Origin of the sequence: Lysobacter sp. MMG2, assembly GCF_016735495.2 — a bacterium.
GTDB lineage: Bacteria > Pseudomonadota > Gammaproteobacteria > Xanthomonadales > Xanthomonadaceae > Lysobacter_J.
In genome coordinates this window covers 424,527-441,845 of sequence record NZ_JAERQY020000003.1, presented here as the reverse complement: position 1 = coordinate 441,845, position 17,319 = coordinate 424,527, and the positions used below count along the sequence as shown (strand labels likewise).

Genomic DNA, 17,319 nt, shown 5'->3' with positions numbered 1-17,319 from the left:
GCACGACGCCAGCGTCCGTAAACTCCATGCGCAGTCGTTTGGTTGACAGGGTTCGGCATGGTTTCCAGACTGCCCGACCTGTCACGCCGAAACCGTCGGAATTCCCCCATGACCGCTGTCAGCCAGACCCCCGCCGTCGAGCCGCGCCACGACTGGTCCCGCGCCGAGGTCCGCGCGCTGTTCGACCTGCCGTTCCCGGAGCTGTTGCACCTGGCCGCCAGCGTCCACCGGGCGAACTTCGACCCGGCGCAGGTCCAGGTCAGCACCCTGTTGTCGATCAAGACCGGCGGTTGCCCGGAGGACTGCGGCTACTGTCCGCAGGCCGCGCGTTACCACACCGGCGTGGAAGCGACGAAGCTGATGAGCACCGAGGCGGTGCTGGAGAAGGCCCGCCAGGCCAAGGCCGCCGGCGCCAGCCGCTTCTGCATGGGCGCGGCCTGGCGTTCGCCGAAGGACCGCGACATCCCGAAGGTCGCCGCCATGATCTCGGAAGTGAAGGCGCTGGGCCTGGAGACCTGCGCCACGCTGGGCATGCTGTCGTCTGACCAGGCGCGCGCGCTCAAGGACGCGGGGTTGGACTACTACAACCACAACCTCGACACCGCGCCGGAGTTCTACAACCAGGTCATCCACACGCGCGAGATGCAGGACCGCCTGGACACGCTCTCGCACGTGCGCGACGCAGGCATGAAGACCTGCTGCGGCGGCATCGTCGGCATGGGCGAACACCGTGACCAGCGCGCCGGCCTGCTGCAGACGCTGGCGAACCTGCCGGCGCACCCGGATTCGGTGCCGATCAACCGCCTCGTGCAGGTGGAAGGCACGCCGTTGGCGGGCACGGAGCTGCTGGACCCCTTCGAATTTGTGCGAACCGTCGCAGTTGCACGCGTCTTGATGCCGCGTTCGATGGTGCGCCTGTCCGCGGGCCGCGAGTCGATGAGCGACGAATTGCAGGCGCTGTGCTTCCTCGCCGGCGCAAATTCCATCTTCTACGGCGAGAAATTGCTGACGACCGGTAATCCCGACACCGAACGCGATATGGCATTGTTTGCCCGACTGGGCTTGCGTCCGATGCCCGTCGTTGAACAGGGGGAGACTGTCCATGCCGACATCGTCGAAGCGGCGCACAGCTGCGCCGCGTGATGCCTCGTCGGTGCGCTCATGAGCCGGCCGGGCTGGCGTGAGCGCATCCAGACCGCGCGAAGCGAACGCGAGGCCGCCTCGCGCGTGCGCGTTCGCCGCACCGTATCGCTGCGCGACGGCGCGCGTTGCCTGGTCGATGGCCGTTCCCTGCTGAATTTCTGCGGCAACGATTACCTCGGCCTGTCGCAGCATTTCGCCGTGGTCGGCGCGTTGCAGGACGCCGCCTCGCGCGAAGGCGCGGGCGGCGTCGGCTCGCACCTGGTCTGCGGCCATCATCAGATCCACGACGCGCTGGAGCGCGAGATCGCCGAATGGCTCGGCACGCCGCGCGCGCTGCTGTTCGGCAGCGGCTACCTGGCGAACCTGGCCGTGGTGCAGGCCTTGCTGGGCGACGACGACGTCTGCGTCCAGGACCGCCTCAACCACGCCAGCCTGATCGACGCCGCGCGCCTGGCCGGCTGCCGCCTGCGCCGCTATCCGCATGGCGATGCCGAAGGCGCCATCCGCCAGTTGCGCAGCATGCCCGAGGGCCTGGCGATGCTGGCCACCGACGGCGTGTTCAGCATGGACGGCGACATCGCCCCGCTGCGCGAACTGGCCCTGGTGGCGCGCGTGCAGAAGGCGCTGCTGTACGTGGACGACGCGCACGGCATCGGCGTGGTCGGTCCGGACGGTCGCGGCAGCGTGGCGGCCAACAAGCTCGGCGTGGCCGACGTGCCGCTGCAACTGGCGACGCTGGGCAAGGCGCTGGGCGGTTACGGCGCGGTCGTGGCCGGCGATGCCGACCTCATCGGCCATCTCACCGAAACCGCGCGCAGCTACATCTACACCACCGCGCTGCCGCCGGCGCAGGCCGCCGCCTCGCTGGCGGCGGTGAAGCTGGCGCGCTCGGAACACTGGCGCCGCGGCAAGCTGGACGAACTCGTCGGCCGGTTCCGCGAACGCGCCCAGCGCGCCGGCCTGGAGCTGATGGATTCGCAGACGCCGATCCAGCCGGTGATCTGCGGCGACGATGCCACCGCGCTCACGCTGGCCGCCTCGCTCGAACAGGCCGGCTACTGGGTCGCCGCGATCCGCCCGCCGACCGTGCCCGAAGGCCGCGCGCGCCTGCGCGTCACGCTTTCGGCGCTGCACGGCGTGGCCGATGTCGACGGCCTGGTCGAGACGCTGGCGAAGGCGCGCGATCGCATCCGCCTGGGGCTGACCGACCCGGCCCCGCGCCAGGTCGCGCTGGGGCGATGAGCGGGGAGCGCGACCTCGCGCGCCTGCTCGCCTCGCTGACCGCGACGGCGCGTGAGGGCGAATACGCCTTCGTCGCGCGCCCGGCACCCGACCCCGCACTGGCCGCGCTCGCGCACGGCATGGTGCGCGAGGACGAAGGCATCACCTACGTGCTGCCCTGCGAGGTCGCCGACACGCGCGGGCTGCCGTACGATTTCCGCGCCGCCTGGCTCACCCTGGGCGTGCATTCGGCGCTGGATGCGGTCGGTCTGACCGCCGCCTTCGCCACCGCGCTGGCGCGGCACGGCATTCCCTGCAATGTGCTCGCCGGCTTCCACCACGATCACCTGCTGGTCGCGGCCGATCGCCGCGACGACGCACTGGCGGTGCTGGCCGGCCTTGCCCGGGACGGCGGCGGCGCCTGAGAGACCGCCCGCGGAAACACCGCTTCCCCCATCCCCCATCGGCTGCACCCCATGTACATCGAAACGCGCGGGCAGGGTCCCGCGCTGGCACTCCTCCACGGCTGGGCCATGCACGGCGGCCTGTTCGCGCCGCTGGTCGAACGCCTCCAGGACCGCTACACGCTCCACCTGATCGACCTGCCCGGCCACGGCCGCGCACGCGACGACACCACGCCGCTGGTGCCCGAAGCGCTCGCCGCGCAGCTGGTCGCGCGCGTGCCCGACGCGGTCTGGCTCGGCTGGTCGCTGGGCGGGCAGTTCGCGCTGCGCGCCGCGCTGGATTTCCCCGAAGAAGTGCGCGGGCTGGTGATGATCGCCTCCTCGCCGCGCTTCGTGACGCAGGACAACTGGCCGCACGGCGTGACGCCCAACCTGTTCCGCGATTTCGGCCGAGCGCTCGAGCGTGATTTCCGCGGCACGCTGGAAGGCTTCCTCGCACTGGAGGCCCTGGGCTCCAGCTACGCGCAGGAAGAACTGCGCAGCCTGAAGGCGCAGGCCTTCGAGCGCGGCGAGCCCGCGCCGCGCGCGCTCCAGGAAGGCCTGCTCCTGCTCGACCGCCTGGACCTGCGCGACGAACTGCCACAGCTGCGCGTGCCGAGCCTGTGGATCTCCGGCCGCCGCGACCGCCTGATTCCCTCCGGCGCCATGCCCGCCGCCGCATCGATGGCGCCGGGTGCACGCAGCGTCGTGATCGCCAGTGCAGGCCACGCGCCGTTCCTCGGCGCGGCCGACGAAGTGGCGCGCGAGATCGACACCTTCATGCAGGCCCTTCCCCCGCTCCCGCACGCGGGAGAGGGCCGGGGTGAGGGCGGCTTCGCCGACCACGCTTCCGCTGCGATTCCCCCATCCCAACCTTCCCCCGCAAGCGGCGGAAGGGGCTCGAATCCATGACCGACATGTTCGACCACCGCCAGGTCCGCCGCGCTTTCTCGCGCGCCGCCCACCACTACGACGATGCATCGGCGCTGCAACGCGAAGTCGCCTCGCGCCTGATGGAACAGCTGGACTACCTCGACGATCCCGCGCTGAACCGCGCACCGCCGCAGCTGGTCGTCGATGTCGGTTGCGGCCCGGGGCACTCGGTCGCCGCCATGCAGAAGCGCTGGCCGAAGGCGCAGGTGATCGGCGTGGACCTCGCCGCGCCGATGCTGCGCGAGGCACGCACGCACGCAGGCGGCTGGCTGCCGGCCTTCCTGCCGGGCGTCGCGCGTCGCCCCGACTGGCTGTGCGCCGATGCACGCGCGCTGCCGCTGCGCGATGCCAGCGTCGACATCCTCTTCTCCAACCTGTGTCTGCAGTGGGTCGAGGACCTGCCGGCCGTGTTCGCCGGCTTCCGCCGCGTGCTCAAGCCCGATGGCCTGCTGCTGGTGTCCACCTTCGGCCCGGACACGCTGCACGAATTGCGCGACGCCTTCGCCCACGCCGACAACGCGCCGCACGTCAGTCCGTTCGCCTCCATCGCGCAGTTCGGCGATGCGCTGATCGCGGCGGGCTTCAAGAATCCGGTGCTGGATCGCGACGAGTTCGTGCTCGGCCACGAGGACCTGGGCAGCCTGATGCGCGAGTTGCGCACGCTCGGCGCGACCAACGCGATGACCTCGCGCCGGCGCAGCCTCACCGGGCGCGCGCGTTTCGCGCGCGCGGCGGAGGGGTACGAGCCCTGGCGTCGCGATGGCCGCCTGCCGGCGACGTGGGAAGTGATCTACGCCCATGCCTGGGGCCCGCAGCCGGGCACGCCGATCCGGGTCGGGGGCGTGGACGAAGTGCGCGTTCCGGCGCACGGCATCCCGGTGCGGAAGCGCTCGTGAACGCACGACGCACCGCGCTGGCGGCGGTCGCCATCGCACTGGCTTCGGCGTTCTTCTTCACCTGCACCTACGTGCTCAATCGCGCGGCGGCAGTGGAAGGCGGCCACTGGGCGTGGACCGCGTGCCTGCGTTACCTGATCACGCTGCCCTTGCTGCTGCCGGTGATGCCCTGGCAGGGCGGCGTGGCGCCGGTGTGGCGCGCGATACGCGCCCATCCCGGGCCTTGGCTGTTGTGGAGCGGCGTCGGCTTCGTCCTGTTCTACCTGTGCCTGAGCTACGCCGCCGCCAGCGGCCCGTCGTGGCTGATTGCCGGCACGTTCCAGCTCACGGTGATCGCGGGGATGTTGTGCGCGCCGTTCCTCTACCGCGACGAGCGCGCGCGCATCCCGCTGCCGGCGCTGGCGACCGGTGCGCTGGTGGTCGCGGGCGTGTTGTTGTTGCAGTTCGGCCACGGCGGCGGTTCGCTCGACCGCGCGGGCTGGATCGCGCTGGTGCTGGTGGCGGTGTCGGCGTTCGCCTACCCGCTCGGCAATCGCGGCTTGCTGCTGCACCTGGAGCGCAGCGGCGTGGAACTCAACGCGACGCAGCGCGTGTTCGGCATGACGCTGGCGAGCCAGCCGATGTGGTGGGCCGTCGCCGCCGCGACGCTGGTCCACGTCGGGCCGCCGCCGCTGGGGCAGGTGACGTTCGCCGCCGGCGTGGCGCTGGGCGCGGGAGTGGTCGCGACGGTGCTGTTCTTCCAGGCCACCGGCATGGTGCGCAACAACCCGACCGCGCTCGCGGCAGCCGAAGCGATGCAGGCGGCGGAAATCCTGTTCGCCACCCTGATCGGCGTGCTGTGGCTGGGCGAGGCATGGCCGCAGGGCCGCGCGCTCGGCGGCGCGGTGCTGGTGGTGCTGGGCATCGTGGTCTTCAGCATCGTCGCCGCCCGCGCCAGCGCGGGCGATCGGCGTGCGACGGAAGAACTGTCGGGAGATCGCGGGGCGTAGGTGCGATGGGAACTTCGCGCATCGCGATCCCGTCCGCCGCCCGCGCGAACCCCGTAAGCTCCCGCGCTTGCCCGCACGCCATGCACGACGCGATGAACCTCGCCCTGTTCGACTTCGACGGCACGCTTACCGACCGCGAACTGTTCCCCGACTTCATGCGTTTCGCGGTGACGCCGCGGCGGCTGGCGATCGGACGTGTGCTGCTGGCGCCGCTGGTGATCGGCTACAAGCTGGGCCTGGTGAACGGCCGCATCACGCGCGCGTGCATCGTCGCCTACGCATTTCGCGGACGGTCGCAACACGAACTAAGCGACGCCGGCGAACGGTTCGCGCGCGAGATCATCCCCGCCGCGTTGCGGCCAGAGGCGATGACGCGCCTGCAATGGCATCGCGAACAGGGCGACACCGTCGTCGTGGTGTCGGGCGCTTTCGATCTGTACCTGTCGCACTGGTGCGCGCAGCACGGCGTGGAGCTGATGTGCTCGTCGCTGGAATCGCGCGACGGCGTGATGACCGGCCGCTACGCCGGTGCGCAGTGCGCGGGCGAGGAGAAGGCGCGGCGCGTGCGCGAGCGTTATGACCTCGCCCGCTTCAAGACCGTCTACGCCTATGGCGACACGCGCGAGGACCGCGAGCTGCTCGCACTCGCGCATCGGCGCTGGTACCGCGGGCAGGAAGTCTGAGCCCGGCTCAGACGCGACGGCCGGAGTCGCGCCGCCACACCAGGCTGCGGTTGTTGGCGGGCATCGCGATGTCGTCCAGCAAACGCAGGCCGATGCGCGCGGCCAGTGCGTCAACCGCTTCGAAGTCGCGGATGGCCGAAACGGGATCGCGCGCCTTCAGCCAGCCGTCGAAGTCGCGGTTGCTGTCGCTGGTGTACTGGCCGCCGTAGTTGAACGGGCCGTAGACGACCAGCGTCGCGTCGTCGGCCAGCGTGGCATCGAGTCCGTCGAAGAACGCCTCGACCTGCGGCCAGCCCATGATGTGCAGCGTGTTCGCGCTGAAGACCGCATCGAAGCGGCCGTCGCGCGTTTGCGAACGCGGCCAGGGGCCTGCGTCGACATCGAGTTCGACCGGCGTGGGCGTGTTCGGCAATGCGGCCTCGTCGAGCCACAGGGCCATGCCCGGCAGGTTCTCCGCGCGATCGCTGCACTGCCAGCGCAGCCACGGCATCGCGGCGGCGAAATGCACGGCGTGTTGGCCGGTGCCGCTGCCGATCTCGAGCACGTCGTGGCGATCGGCGAAGTGCGCGCGCAGCACCTCAAGGATGGGATCGCGGTTGCGATCACAGGCGGGGGCGTAGGGGCGGTCGGTCATGGGAGGATGATGGCGCATTGCGCAAGGAACACGGTCAGCGCCGTCACCGCAAGGTACGCCGTCATCCCGGCGCAGGCCGGGATCCAGGCACTCAGCGCGCGGGCACTCCCTCTCCGGCGAACCACTCCCCCGTCATTCCCGCGAAGGCGGGAATGACGTGATGTGCTGGATGGCGTGACGGCCTGGGTCCCGGCCTGCGCCGGGATGACGGCAGAGAAACGCACCACGCGCGCGAACACCAACGCACTGCGCCACCTCACACCAACGCCGAGCGCCCCTCATCCGTGCAATGCACGAAGTTCACCGGAATCCCATGCGCGCCCAGCACCGCGGCGATCTGGCGCTGACGCGCCTGGAAATGGCGATGCTGCGCTTCCAGTTTGCTGCAGCACTCCGGCGTGTCGCAGGGCGCTTCGGTGGCGTAGCGCGATTTCCACGCGCGCGGCTCGAACATCGCGATGCGCGCCTCGCCGTCGGCGTAGTGCACCAGCGGCTCGGGCACGGCGTCGAGCCAGTGCTCGCCCTCCGGCTGCAGCAACGCCGTTTCCAGCAGCGGCCACAGCGGCGCCAGGCCGGCGTGGTCGTACTGCATGGCCATCATCGCGGCCAGGTCGTGCACGGTGAGGTAGCGCGCATGTTCAACCTGCACGCCGAACGCCTGCTGCGCCGCCAGCGCCGTGGCCGCGCCGGCCATGCCGCGCTCCAGCAGTTCGCGCTCGAAGGCCTCGCCCACGCGCGCGGTGACGGCCTCGCTGCCGCCCAGCACGAACGGCACCAGCCGGAACGGGCCGCCCAGATGGTCCGGTGAGGGCGTGAGCGCCCCCGGCAGTTGCGCCTCGTGCGCGCCGAACGCGATGACCCGCCCCGCCTCCGGCGCGACGCCGGCGCGCGGTGCGCGGGCGGCGAGCTGGTCGAGTTCGCGGTGCAGCGGCCAGCCCGGGCGCAGCAGTTCGACGGGGTCGTAATGGGCGCCGACGGTGATCAGGTCGAGCGACGCGGCTTCCGGCACGAAGCCGGCCAGATCGCGGGCGATCAGCTCCGCCAGGGCGCCGACCTCGTTCTGCGCCAGCGCCTGGCGGGCGACGGGCGCGTCGCCGCGCAGCTCCAGGGCCAACGCCCCCAGGACGTGCAGGGCGGCGGGCGGAGCGGGCGGAACGGTCTGCGCTGAAGTCATGGCTTCCAGTATCGTCGATACGGTGGCGTGTGGTCGCAATCGGGAGGCGGCGCTACACTTCGGGCCATTATGCCCGCCCGGTCGTAAAGGCCTTGGCGACTCCCCCTTTGCTCTGCGAGGTGTGCCGATGCGTCCTGCCCGTCCCGTTGCCGTGCTCGGTGGCGTCCGAATCCCGTTCTGCCGCCAGAACACGGCCTACTCGGACGTCGGCAACCTGGGCATGTCGGTGCGCACGCTCGGCGCGCTGGTCGAAAAGTTCGGCCTGCACGGCCAGCAGCTGGGCGAGGTCGCGATGGGTGCGGTCATCAAGCACTCCAGCGACTGGAACCTCGGCCGCGAGGCCACGCTGTCCTCGGGCCTGTCGCCGCTGACGCCGGGCATCACCCTGCAGCGCGCGTGCGGCACCTCGCTGGATTCGATCGTCCACATCGGCAACAAGATCGCCGCCGGGCAGATCGACGTCGGCGTGGGCGGCGGTTCGGACACCACTTCCGACGTGCCGATCGTTTACGGCCAGAAGCTGCGCCGCCGCCTGCTGGAAGCCGCGCGCGCGAAGACGCCGCGCGACAAGCTGGCCGCGTTCAAGGGCTTCCATTTCCGCGAGCTCAAGCCCGAGTTCCCGGGCGTGGCCGAGCCGCGCACCGGCAAGTCGATGGGCGAGCACTGCGAGGACATGGCCAAGCAGTGGAACATCTCGCGCGATTCGCAGGACGAGTGGGCACTGTCTTCGCACCTCAAGCTCGCCGCCGCCTACGAGCGCGGGTTCTTCAACGATCTGGTCGTCAGCTTCCGCGGCGTGGCGCGCGACAACATCCTGCGCGCCGACAGCACGCTGGAGAAGCTGGCTTCGCTCAAGCCCGCGTTCGACAAGACCTCCGGCCGCGGCACGCTCACGGCCGGCAACTCCACGCCGCTCACCGACGGCGCATCGGCGTGCCTGCTGGCCTCCGACGAATGGGCGCGTTCGCACGGCATCGAACCGCTGTGCTACCTGCGCGACGCGCACGTGGCGGCGGTGGATTTCGTGCACGGCGAAGGCCTGCTGATGGCGCCGACCATCGCCGTGCCGGAGATGCTCAAGCGCAACGGGCTGACGCTGCAGGACTTCGACTTCTACGAGATCCACGAGGCCTTCGCCGCGCAGGTGCTGTGCACGTTGCGCGCGTGGGAGAGCGAGGAATACTGCCGCAACCGCCTCGGCCTGGATGCCCCAATGGGCCGCATCGATGTGTCGAAGATCAACCCGAATGGCTCCTCGCTGGCGGCGGGCCATCCGTTCGCCGCGACCGGCGCGCGCATCGTCGCCACCGCCGCGAAGGAACTGAAGCAGCGCGGCGGCGGCCGCTGCCTGGTGTCGATCTGCACCGCCGGCGGCATGGGCGTGGTCGCGATCCTGGAGCGCTGAACCGCGCGCGGCCGGAGCGGTACGACGCGCCGGCTCCGGCTCCTATCTCGCAAGGTTCGATGGGCCGACCGCAAGTCGGGGCATTCCGGCTTGCGCCCTGCCCGACCCCCGGCGCGGCCCGCCTGAGACTGCGACGAAGTTTGCAGAATCTGGCCTTTCGGCCCTAGGATCGGCGCGCGGGCCAGCCGGTGTGGGGACATCGGCAGCGATTCGGCCCGCGAACGCTCCCAGCGGGCGCGTGCGCTGGCACTGCAGGGGAAGGGGAAATAGATGGCGACGTTGAACCCGTACCAGCCGCCCACGACGCGGCTGCGCGAGGCGCTGTCCGCCGAGGTCGGCGGCGATTGCTGGCGCGATGGCAAGGAACTGGTGGTGCGTCCGGGCTGCACGCTGCCGGGGCGCTGCATCAAGTGCAACGAACCGGCCGCCGAGCCGATGCAGCACGCGCGCTTCTACTGGCATCACCCGGCGCTGTATCTGGTGATCTTCATCAATCTGCTGATCTACCTCGTCATCGCACTGATCGTGCGGCGGCGCACGCCGGTGACGATCGGCCTGTGCGAGCGGCATCGGATGCGGCGGCGGGTGAGCACGATCGGCGCGATCGCGGGCACGCTGCTCGGCGTCGGTCTGATCGGCTACGGCGTATCGGGCGATGCGCCGGTGGTTTCGATGATCGGCGTGGCGATGCTGCTGGCGAGCCTGGTATGCGGCATCGTCGGATCGCGCGTGCTGGTGGTGACGCGCATCGGCGAGAACTACACGCGCTTCCGCGGTGCGGGCACCGAGTTCCTGGCGACGTTGCCGGCGTTCTATCGGACGCGGTGAGGCTGACGCGACCTTCTCAGGCGGTTGCTGTTGCTGTTGCTGTTGCCGTCGAACAGCCTTTCAGGTCACTAGCCCCGAAGGGCGCCGCACATGGATGTGCGGCGGTGAGCGCTGAGCCATGGATGGCGAATCGCGAACGCGCCTACTCGCTGTCCGGTCGTGGGATTGGTTTGGGCAAATGGAAGGCCCTTTCTTTTGGTTACTTTTCTTTGGGCAAGCAAAGAAAAGTGACCCGAGCGGCGTAGCCGATCGGAAGCTTTGCTATTGCTCCTTCTTTGAGAAGCCTGAGAAAGCCAAATCAAAATGGATTCCAGCTTTCGCTGGAATGACGGAGACAAGGTTCGCCGTCATCGGAGTGCCCGCGCGCTGCGGGCCTGGATCCCGGCCCTTCGACCAGCTCAGGACAGGCCTTCGCCGAGATGACGGTGAAGTGGGTCGCCGCACAGGGAGTGCCCGTGCGCTACGGGCCAGGGTCCCGGCCTTCGCCGGGATGACGATTCTGGTCTGGGCAGCCAGCAGGTGACTCGACTCGCGTGCGCCTTACCCGCGCAAGCGCGGCACCCCGTGCTCGTCGCGCTCTTCCACCACCGCCTCATCGAAGATGGTCTGACGCAGGTCGCGTCCCGGCAGCGGCTGCGTCGCCTCGCCGCGCGCGGCGGCGAGCGCGTTGGCGTAGCACAGGCGCGCCAGCTTCTCCTCGCCGGCCTGGGCGAAACCGCTGCCGAGTTCTTCCCATGCCTCGCTGTTGGCGCCCTGCGCCAGCGCGCGATGCAGGTACTGCTCCGCCTGCGGCCACTGGCCCTGGGCGCGCGCAAGCCGCGCCAGGGTAAGCAGCAATGCAGGGCTGGCCGGATGCGCCTGCAACCAGCGCTCGGCCACGGCACGGCGCGCATCGAGACGGCCCACCGGCAAACGCCCGTACAGCGCGGTCAGTGACTCGTCCCAGCGCGCGTCCAGCGCCTGTTCGACGCTCTTGGCGGCCGCTTCGTCCCAACGCAGCGCGGCGGCGCGTTCGGCGTAGGCGGCGACCGCGGCCGGGTCGCTGCGCAGCGGCTTGGGCAGCGCTTCCCAGCGATCGGCCAGCACGTTCGCATCGGCGGCTTCGCGCAGCGATGCGGCGGCCCACTGCGCTTCCAGCGTGGAGAGGCGTTCGTTCGACAACGCCTGCTGCTGGCGCAATGCGCCGAGCGTGCCGTAGGCCTCGCCGCTGCGTCCCAGCGCGGCGAGCGCTTCGCCGCGCAACACCAGGCCGCGCGGCGGCAGCGGCGTGGCCGAAGGCGCATCCAGGATCGACAGCGCGTCGGCGGCGCGGTTCTGCGTCAGGGCGAATTCGGCATCGGCAATCGCGCGCGAGGCCGGATGGTCCGTGCCGATCGCTGTCAGATGCGCGCGCGCCGCGGCTTCATCGCCGCGCGCCCACGCCGCACGCGCCGCGCCGATGCGGCCGACGGCCAACGCGTCGCGCTCCTGTGCCGCCTGCTCGAGCAGCTTTTCCGCGCGGCTCCATTCGCCGCGATGCACGGCGTCGAAGCCGTCGATGAGGCGCGCGCGCGACTGACGCCGGCGGTGCCGGCGCATCGCCACGAACGGCAGGCTCGCCAGCTTCCACAGCACCCACAGCACGGCCAGCGCCAGCAGCAGCAGCGCGATCGCCTTGGGCACGTTGGTGGTGTAGTCGTTTCCGCCGTAGCGAACGAGCACGTAGCCGGGATCCTGTACCAGCAGCTGCGCGATCAGCGCACCCACCAGCGCCAGCACGATCCAGAACAGCACGTTGCGGAACAGGTTCATCGCGGCTCCTTGTCGTTCCCGCCCTGCCAGGCGCGCGCAGGGAAGCGGTTCAATCCGCCGCGCGCAACTGGCGCAGTTGGTGCAGTGTGCTTCCCAGTGTCGGAAGCGTGAGTGAAAGTTCGCGCGCACCGATCTCGCGCAGTTGCGCACGCTGGCTGTCGAGCGTCTTCGATGGCGGCCACAGGCGCGTGAGCCAGCCGTCGGCGCGTTGCAGCGCGGCGCGGAAACCGGCTTCGTCGCGACGCTCCGCCGCCGCACGCGCAAGCGAAATTTCCAGCTGGAGACCGGCCACCGCGGCGATGCGATCGGACGGTTGCACGGCGACGGTGCGATCGCTGGGGTTCACGTCGACGAGCGTGGCGAACGCGCGGCGCCACCACGGCGCGTCGGTCGCGGTGGTCGTCTGCGGCTCCACGGGCGCGGCGCTGATCGTGCGCGCGAACGCGTCGAGTTCGGCCATCGCGCGCACGCGCGGCTCGGTGCCAAGCGCGTCGAGGCCGGCGCGTTCCTGCTGCAATGTCTGGCGCAGGCTGAGGTAGGCGGGGTCGTCGATGCCGTCGAGCACGTTGCCGGCCAGCACATAGGCGCGGCGCGCGCCGTCCAGGTCGCCGGCGATGAGCAGGCGCTGCTGCGCCATGCCGAGCAGGAGTTCGGCTTCGTCCAGGCGCAGGGCTTGTTCGCCGTGGCGATCGGGATCGGCGAGTTTGGAAACGGTGTCTTCGATCAGTGCCGAACGCTGGCCGATGCCGAGCACTTCATCGCGCAGCACGCGGTTGGTCGCGTCGGCCTGCTGCAGGCGCTGCAGCTGCGAACGCTGATCGCGGCGGATCGTATCGATGCGACCCTCCAGCGCGTCCAGGCGTTGGCCGGCGTCGGCCTGCTCCGCACGCGCGCGCTCGCTGCGTGTCTGCCACTGGGTCCAGCCCCACGCGGCGCCGGCGGCAAGCAGCAGCGCGACGATGATCCACAGCACCCAACCGTAGGAACGGCGGGCGGGCGGCGAGGTCGTCGGAGCGGGGGTAGCGGACACGGCGGTATCGGCAAAGCGGGACGCGCCATGCTACCGGATGCGATGCGCGTCACGCGGCCGGCGCGGGGGCGTTTTTCGCGGTGGCGATCAGGTCGGCCGGGCGGGCGCTGGCGGCGAGCACGATGTCGGTGAAGCCGTGCGTGCGGGCAAAGTCGGCCAAGCGCTCGCTGGCGGCGATCACCTGTGCGCGGCGCAGGCGCTGGCGCAGGTCTTCGGGCAACGCGTCGATGACGAGCTGCAAGGCCTCGCCGCTCGACAGCAGCAGCCGCGCAGGCGCGTCCAGTGCCGCCAGCCGCGCGAGCGAGCGCGGCGATGGCGCGACCGCTTCGCGCGCATACACGTCGGCCCGCAGCACGCGCGCGCCGCGCGCTTCCAGCGCCGGCACGAGCACGCCGCGTCCACCCGGCGCGGTCACGAATCCCACCTGCGCATCGCGCAGGTCCGCCAGCCCGGGCAGCGCCAGCAGTCCTTCGCTGTCCATGCGCGCGGGCGCGTCCACCCGGGCGACACCGGCACGCCGCAGCGCCGCGGCGGTGCCGCTGCCCACCGCGAACCAGCGCTGGCCCGGCCGTTCCTGCAGCGCCTGCAGGCGCCGCGCGGCGCGCACGGCGACCGGGCTGGTGAAGATCACACGCGGTGCGGCGAGTGCGGCCAGCAGGCGCTCGCGCGTGGCCGCGTCTTCGCGCAGATGCAGGCGCCAGGGCGAAATCGGGATGAGGCCGGCACCGGCGCGAGCGGCCGCATTGCGGACAGGACCGTGCTCGCCGCGCGCGCGCAGCGAGATCACGTACCATCCGGGCGTCGCGTGGCCGGGCATCGCATCAGCATAGCCGCCGCCCCGCGACCTTCGTTGTCCATCCCCCGATATCCGCATGAATTCCAATAGGCGCGCGTACGCTGCCGAAACCGACTACGACCATTCGCAAGCGCTGCTGCGCCTGCACCGGCATTACCAGTCGATGCCGCCGGTCGCGGCGATGAACGTGACCGTCGCCGCCTACGACGGCCGCTGCCTGCGCCTGCACGCGCCGCTGTCCACGCACGTGAACGACAAAGGCTGCGCGTTCGGCGGCAGCCTGGCCTCGATGATGACGCTGGCCTCGTGGGGGCTGGTCGCGCTGCACATCGAAGAAGCCGAGCTGGAAGCCGACGTCTTCGTCGCCGACAGCCAGATCCGCTACGTCGCCCCGCTCTTCGCCGACCTGGAGGTGGAGGCCGAACTCGCCCCCGACGCCGCCTGGCCGAGTTTCGTCGCCACCCTGCGCGAGCGCGGCCGTGCGCGCATCGGCCTGGTCGCCCGCGCATTGCTGCCCGAGGGCGGCGTCGCCACCGAATTCACCGCGCGCTATGTCGCCATCGCCAAGTCACGGACGGCGAACCGGCCCAGCGGCTAGGATGGCGGCACTTCGAGGGGGAATCCGATGCGCCTGACCAAGCCCATGCTCCTGGCCGTGCTGGCCCTGCTGCTCGCCTTCACCGGCGACGCGCTGGCCCGTCGCGGCAAGATGGACCAGCTCCAGGCCAACCAGTACGCCTGGTCCGGCGCGATCCGCTGGGGCGACTTCGAGGGCGCACTGGGCCTGATCGAACCGGGCTACCGCGAATCGCACCCGGTCAGCGACCTGGAGCTCAAGCGCTACGAGCAGGTGCAGATCACCGCCTATCGCGAGCGCAACAGCACCGCCGACAAGAAGGGCGGCGTGGCGATGCGCGACATCGAGATCGGCGTGGTCAATCGCCACACCCAAGCCGAGCGCACCGTGCGCTATCGCGAGGAATGGCGCTGGGACGAGGCCACCAAGAACTGGTGGCTGGTCACCGGCCTGCCGGACCTCTGGGACGGCGAATAGGCCGTCCGGCGGGCGCACCTTTTGCGCCACCGCCGCCCCTGGGCGACAATCCCGCCCCCGCTACCGCTGCGTGATCCCGTGAATTTCCAAGAACTTCTGGCCTTCGCCGAACGCCACCCCTACCTGTCGTTCGCGCTGGTCGGCCTGACGCTGGCGATCCTCTACACCGAAGTGGCCCGCCTGTTCCGCGGCTACAAGGCGCTGCGCCCAGCCGAGCTGACGGGCCTGATGAACCGCGAGAACGCGCTGGTCATCGACCTGTCGGCCAGCAACGACTTCGAGAAGGGCCACATCGCCGGCAGCAAGTCGGTGCAGCCCAGCCAGTTCGACCCGGAGAACAAGCTGCTCGCCAATGCGAAGGAGCTTCCGGTGGTCGTGGTGTGCCGCACCGGCCAGGGTTCGGCCGACGCCGCCAAGCGCCTGAAGAAGGCCGGCTTCAAGCAGGTCTACTGGCTCGACGGCGGCATCGGCGCCTGGCAGCAGGCCGACCTGCCGCTGGTGAAAGGCCGCGCCTGATCGGCGCGACATCCTCTCGTGGATTCGCCGACGTGCGGGCTTGATCGCCCACCGTGCGCCCCAACACCGTGACGAGGGGATTGCACACATGGCTTGCCGTGGACGCATCCGCCCGCGCAATCTGAACAGCCGGGCACGCTGGACCTGCGTGCCATAATCGATTCTTTCCGCATATTTAACGCCTGGAGTCACGAGATGTCCGAAGAAAACGTCAACGGCAATGCCGCGTCCGCCGAGAACAACGGCCCGGCGTTCACCGTCGAGAAGATCTACGTCAAGGACGTCTCCTTCGAAGTTCCGGGCGCCCCGGCGATCTTCAACGAGCAGGCCCAGCCGCAGCTCTCGATGAACCTCAACCAGAGCGTGCAGCGCCTCAACGAGAACGCCTTCGAAGTGGTCCTGGGCATCACCCTGACCTGCACCGCCAACGAGAAGACCCTGTACGTGGCCGAAGTGAAGCAGGCCGGCGTGTTCGGCCTGGCCGGCTTCGACGCGCAGACCCTGGACGCGATGCTCGGCACGCACTGCCCGAACGTCCTGTACCCGTACACCCGCCAGCTGATCAGCGACCTGATCCAGTCCGGCGGCTTCCCGCCGTTCTTCCTGCAGCCGATCAACTTCGACGCGCTGTACGCCGAAGGCCTGCGCCAGCGCGCATCGCAGCAGCAGTCGGGTCTGGCCGACGCCGAGACCGCCGGCAACGCCTGATCGCGCCCGCGGCATGGAAGCGACCACTCTTCCGAACGTCGCAGTCCTCGGAGCGGGCTCCTGGGGCACCGCCCTGGCCGCCCTGATCGCACGGCACGGTCATTCGACCGTGCTGTGGGGTCGCGACGCCGACGGCGTCACGGCCATCGACCAGCGCCACGAGAACCCGCGCTACCTGCCCGGCATTCCGCTGCCGGCGTCGCTGCGCGCGACCACCGACCTGGCCGAAGCCCTCAAGGACGCCGACCTCGTGCTGGTCGTCGTGCCTTCGCACGCGTTCGCCGAAACCCTGCGCAAGCTGGCCCCGCATCGCCCGGCGCACGCCGGCGTGGCGTGGGCGACCAAGGGTTTCGAGCCCGGCAGCGGCCGTTTCCTGCATGAAGTCGCCGAAGAGGTGCTGGGTCCCGACGTGCCGCTGGCCGTCGTCACCGGCCCGTCCTTCGCCAAGGAAGTCGCGCAGGGCCTGCCCACCGCATTGACCGTGCACGGCAGCGATGCGCAGTTCGCGCAGGCCGTCGCCGACGCGCTGCACGGCCCCGCCTTCCGCGCCTACACCGGCAACGACATGCTCGGCGCCGAGCTCGGCGGCGCGATGAAGAACGTGCTGGCCGTCGCCACCGGCGTCGCCGACGGCATGGCGCTGGGCCTCAATGCCCGCGCCGGCCTGATCACGCGCGGCCTCAACGAGATGCTGCGCCTGAACCACGCCATCGGCGGCAAGGCCGAAACGCTGATGGGCCTGGCGGGCCTGGGCGACCTGGTGCTGACCTGCACCGGCGATCTTTCGCGCAACCGCCGGCTCGGCCTCGCGCTGGGCCGCGGCCAATCGATCGAGGACGCCGTGCGCGAGATCGGCCAGGTGGTCGAATCGGTGCAGACCGCCGACGAAGTCATGCGGCAGGCGGAGCGTCATGGCATCGAGCTGCCGATCTCCAGCGCGGTGCAGGCCGTGCTGCACGGGGACATCACGCCGGCCGAAGGCCTCAAGCTCCTGCTCGCGCGCGAACAGAAGCCCGAGTACCCACGCAACCTGTTCTCCTGATCGCGACCGCGTCCCGAGCACCCAAAGAAAAGC

18 protein-coding genes and 1 pseudogene are annotated in these 17,319 nt (G+C 70.5%); 14 read left to right on the top strand and 5 right to left on the bottom strand.

Translation table 11 applies throughout. The annotated features are described in order from the left end of the window. The first annotated feature begins 108 nt into the window (after positions 1 to 108). The 7 genes and pseudogenes from bioB (at position 109) to JI752_RS13925 (ending at position 6,308) form a co-directional block, all read left to right on the top strand. Entirely contained in the window at positions 109 to 1,143 is a 1,035-nt protein-coding gene (gene bioB, locus JI752_RS13955) for a biotin synthase BioB (RefSeq protein WP_216965075.1), read from the top strand. 18 nt (positions 1,144 to 1,161) lie between these two features. Further along, positions 1,162 to 2,385, top strand: a complete 1,224-nt coding sequence (gene bioF, locus JI752_RS13950) for an 8-amino-7-oxononanoate synthase (protein ID WP_216965073.1) — start codon at positions 1,162 to 1,164, stop codon at positions 2,383 to 2,385. Further along, positions 2,382 to 2,789, top strand: coding sequence for an ACT domain-containing protein (locus tag JI752_RS13945; RefSeq protein ID WP_216965071.1), 408 nt, complete (start codon positions 2,382 to 2,384; stop codon positions 2,787 to 2,789). The genes bioF and JI752_RS13945 overlap by 4 nt, the downstream gene beginning before the upstream one ends. 51 nt (positions 2,790 to 2,840) lie before the next feature. Continuing rightward, a pseudogene (bioH, locus tag JI752_RS13940) lies at positions 2,841 to 3,602 on the top strand (pimeloyl-ACP methyl ester esterase BioH); the annotation flags it as partial. A 113-nt stretch (positions 3,603 to 3,715) separates the two neighbouring features. Continuing rightward, on the top strand, positions 3,716 to 4,636 hold the full coding sequence (gene bioC / locus JI752_RS13935) for a malonyl-ACP O-methyltransferase BioC (RefSeq protein WP_216965067.1): 921 nt from the start codon (positions 3,716 to 3,718) through the stop codon (positions 4,634 to 4,636). Beyond that, entirely contained in the window at positions 4,633 to 5,625 is a 993-nt protein-coding gene (locus JI752_RS13930) for a multidrug resistance efflux transporter family protein (protein ID WP_216965065.1), read from the top strand. Before bioC ends, JI752_RS13930 begins: the two co-directional genes overlap by 4 nt. A gap of 80 nt (positions 5,626 to 5,705) precedes the next feature. Beyond that, positions 5,706 to 6,308 (top strand): HAD family hydrolase, encoded by a 603-nt coding sequence (locus JI752_RS13925; protein WP_254200784.1) that lies wholly within the window; start codon positions 5,706 to 5,708, stop codon positions 6,306 to 6,308. A gap of 7 nt (positions 6,309 to 6,315) precedes the next feature. On the opposite strand, the gene JI752_RS13920 is transcribed toward JI752_RS13925, so the two are convergent. Further along, complete coding sequence (locus JI752_RS13920) at positions 6,316 to 6,942, bottom strand: DUF938 domain-containing protein (protein WP_216965063.1); 627 nt, start codon at positions 6,940 to 6,942, stop codon at positions 6,316 to 6,318. A 256-nt stretch (positions 6,943 to 7,198) separates the two neighbouring features. Further along, positions 7,199 to 8,116 (bottom strand): hypothetical protein, encoded by a 918-nt coding sequence (locus JI752_RS13915; protein WP_216965061.1) that lies wholly within the window; start codon positions 8,114 to 8,116, stop codon positions 7,199 to 7,201. 112 nt (positions 8,117 to 8,228) lie between these two features. Between JI752_RS13915 and JI752_RS13910 the strand changes: the two genes are divergently transcribed. Both JI752_RS13910 and JI752_RS13905 read left to right on the top strand, forming a co-directional pair. Then, positions 8,229 to 9,521 (top strand): acetyl-CoA C-acetyltransferase, encoded by a 1,293-nt coding sequence (locus JI752_RS13910; protein ID WP_216965401.1) that lies wholly within the window; start codon positions 8,229 to 8,231, stop codon positions 9,519 to 9,521. A 270-nt stretch (positions 9,522 to 9,791) separates the two neighbouring features. Further along, positions 9,792 to 10,349 carry a hypothetical protein gene (locus JI752_RS13905; RefSeq protein ID WP_216965059.1) on the top strand — a complete coding sequence of 186 codons (558 nt, stop codon included), beginning with the start codon at positions 9,792 to 9,794 and terminating at the stop codon, positions 10,347 to 10,349. A gap of 540 nt (positions 10,350 to 10,889) precedes the next feature. On the opposite strand, the gene JI752_RS13900 is transcribed toward JI752_RS13905, so the two are convergent. From JI752_RS13900 to JI752_RS13890, 3 genes are read right to left on the bottom strand one after another with little or no spacing between them, the layout of a single operon-like run. Beyond that, positions 10,890 to 12,140 carry a heme biosynthesis HemY N-terminal domain-containing protein gene (locus JI752_RS13900; RefSeq protein ID WP_216965057.1) on the bottom strand — a complete coding sequence of 417 codons (1,251 nt, stop codon included), beginning with the start codon at positions 12,138 to 12,140 and terminating at the stop codon, positions 10,890 to 10,892. Between the two features lie 49 nt (positions 12,141 to 12,189). Beyond that, positions 12,190 to 13,170, bottom strand: a complete 981-nt coding sequence (locus JI752_RS13895) for a uroporphyrinogen-III C-methyltransferase (protein WP_345777358.1) — start codon at positions 13,168 to 13,170, stop codon at positions 12,190 to 12,192. A gap of 49 nt (positions 13,171 to 13,219) precedes the next feature. Beyond that, positions 13,220 to 13,957 (bottom strand): uroporphyrinogen-III synthase, encoded by a 738-nt coding sequence (locus JI752_RS13890; protein ID WP_345777357.1) that lies wholly within the window; start codon positions 13,955 to 13,957, stop codon positions 13,220 to 13,222. Between the two features lie 85 nt (positions 13,958 to 14,042). On the opposite strand from JI752_RS13890, the gene JI752_RS13885 reads away from it, so the two are divergent. From JI752_RS13885 to JI752_RS13865, 5 genes are all read left to right on the top strand, one after another. Beyond that, a complete protein-coding gene (locus JI752_RS13885) occupies positions 14,043 to 14,564 on the top strand; it encodes a YiiD C-terminal domain-containing protein (RefSeq protein WP_216965054.1) in 522 nt (173 codons plus the stop codon). Positions 14,565 to 14,591: 27 nt separating this feature from the next. Continuing rightward, complete coding sequence (locus tag JI752_RS13880; RefSeq protein ID WP_254200782.1) at positions 14,592 to 15,020, top strand: hypothetical protein; 429 nt, start codon at positions 14,592 to 14,594, stop codon at positions 15,018 to 15,020. 78 nt (positions 15,021 to 15,098) lie between these two features. Then, a complete protein-coding gene (locus JI752_RS13875) occupies positions 15,099 to 15,536 on the top strand; it encodes a rhodanese-like domain-containing protein (protein ID WP_216965052.1) in 438 nt (145 codons plus the stop codon). Positions 15,537 to 15,731: 195 nt separating this feature from the next. After that, positions 15,732 to 16,244 (top strand): protein-export chaperone SecB, encoded by a 513-nt coding sequence (gene secB / locus JI752_RS13870; RefSeq protein WP_216965050.1) that lies wholly within the window; start codon positions 15,732 to 15,734, stop codon positions 16,242 to 16,244. Between the two features lie 13 nt (positions 16,245 to 16,257). Then, positions 16,258 to 17,286: an NAD(P)H-dependent glycerol-3-phosphate dehydrogenase gene (locus tag JI752_RS13865; RefSeq protein WP_216965049.1), complete on the top strand. Its 1,029-nt coding sequence runs from the start codon at positions 16,258 to 16,260 to the stop codon at positions 17,284 to 17,286. Positions 17,287 to 17,319: the final 33 nt, after the last annotated feature.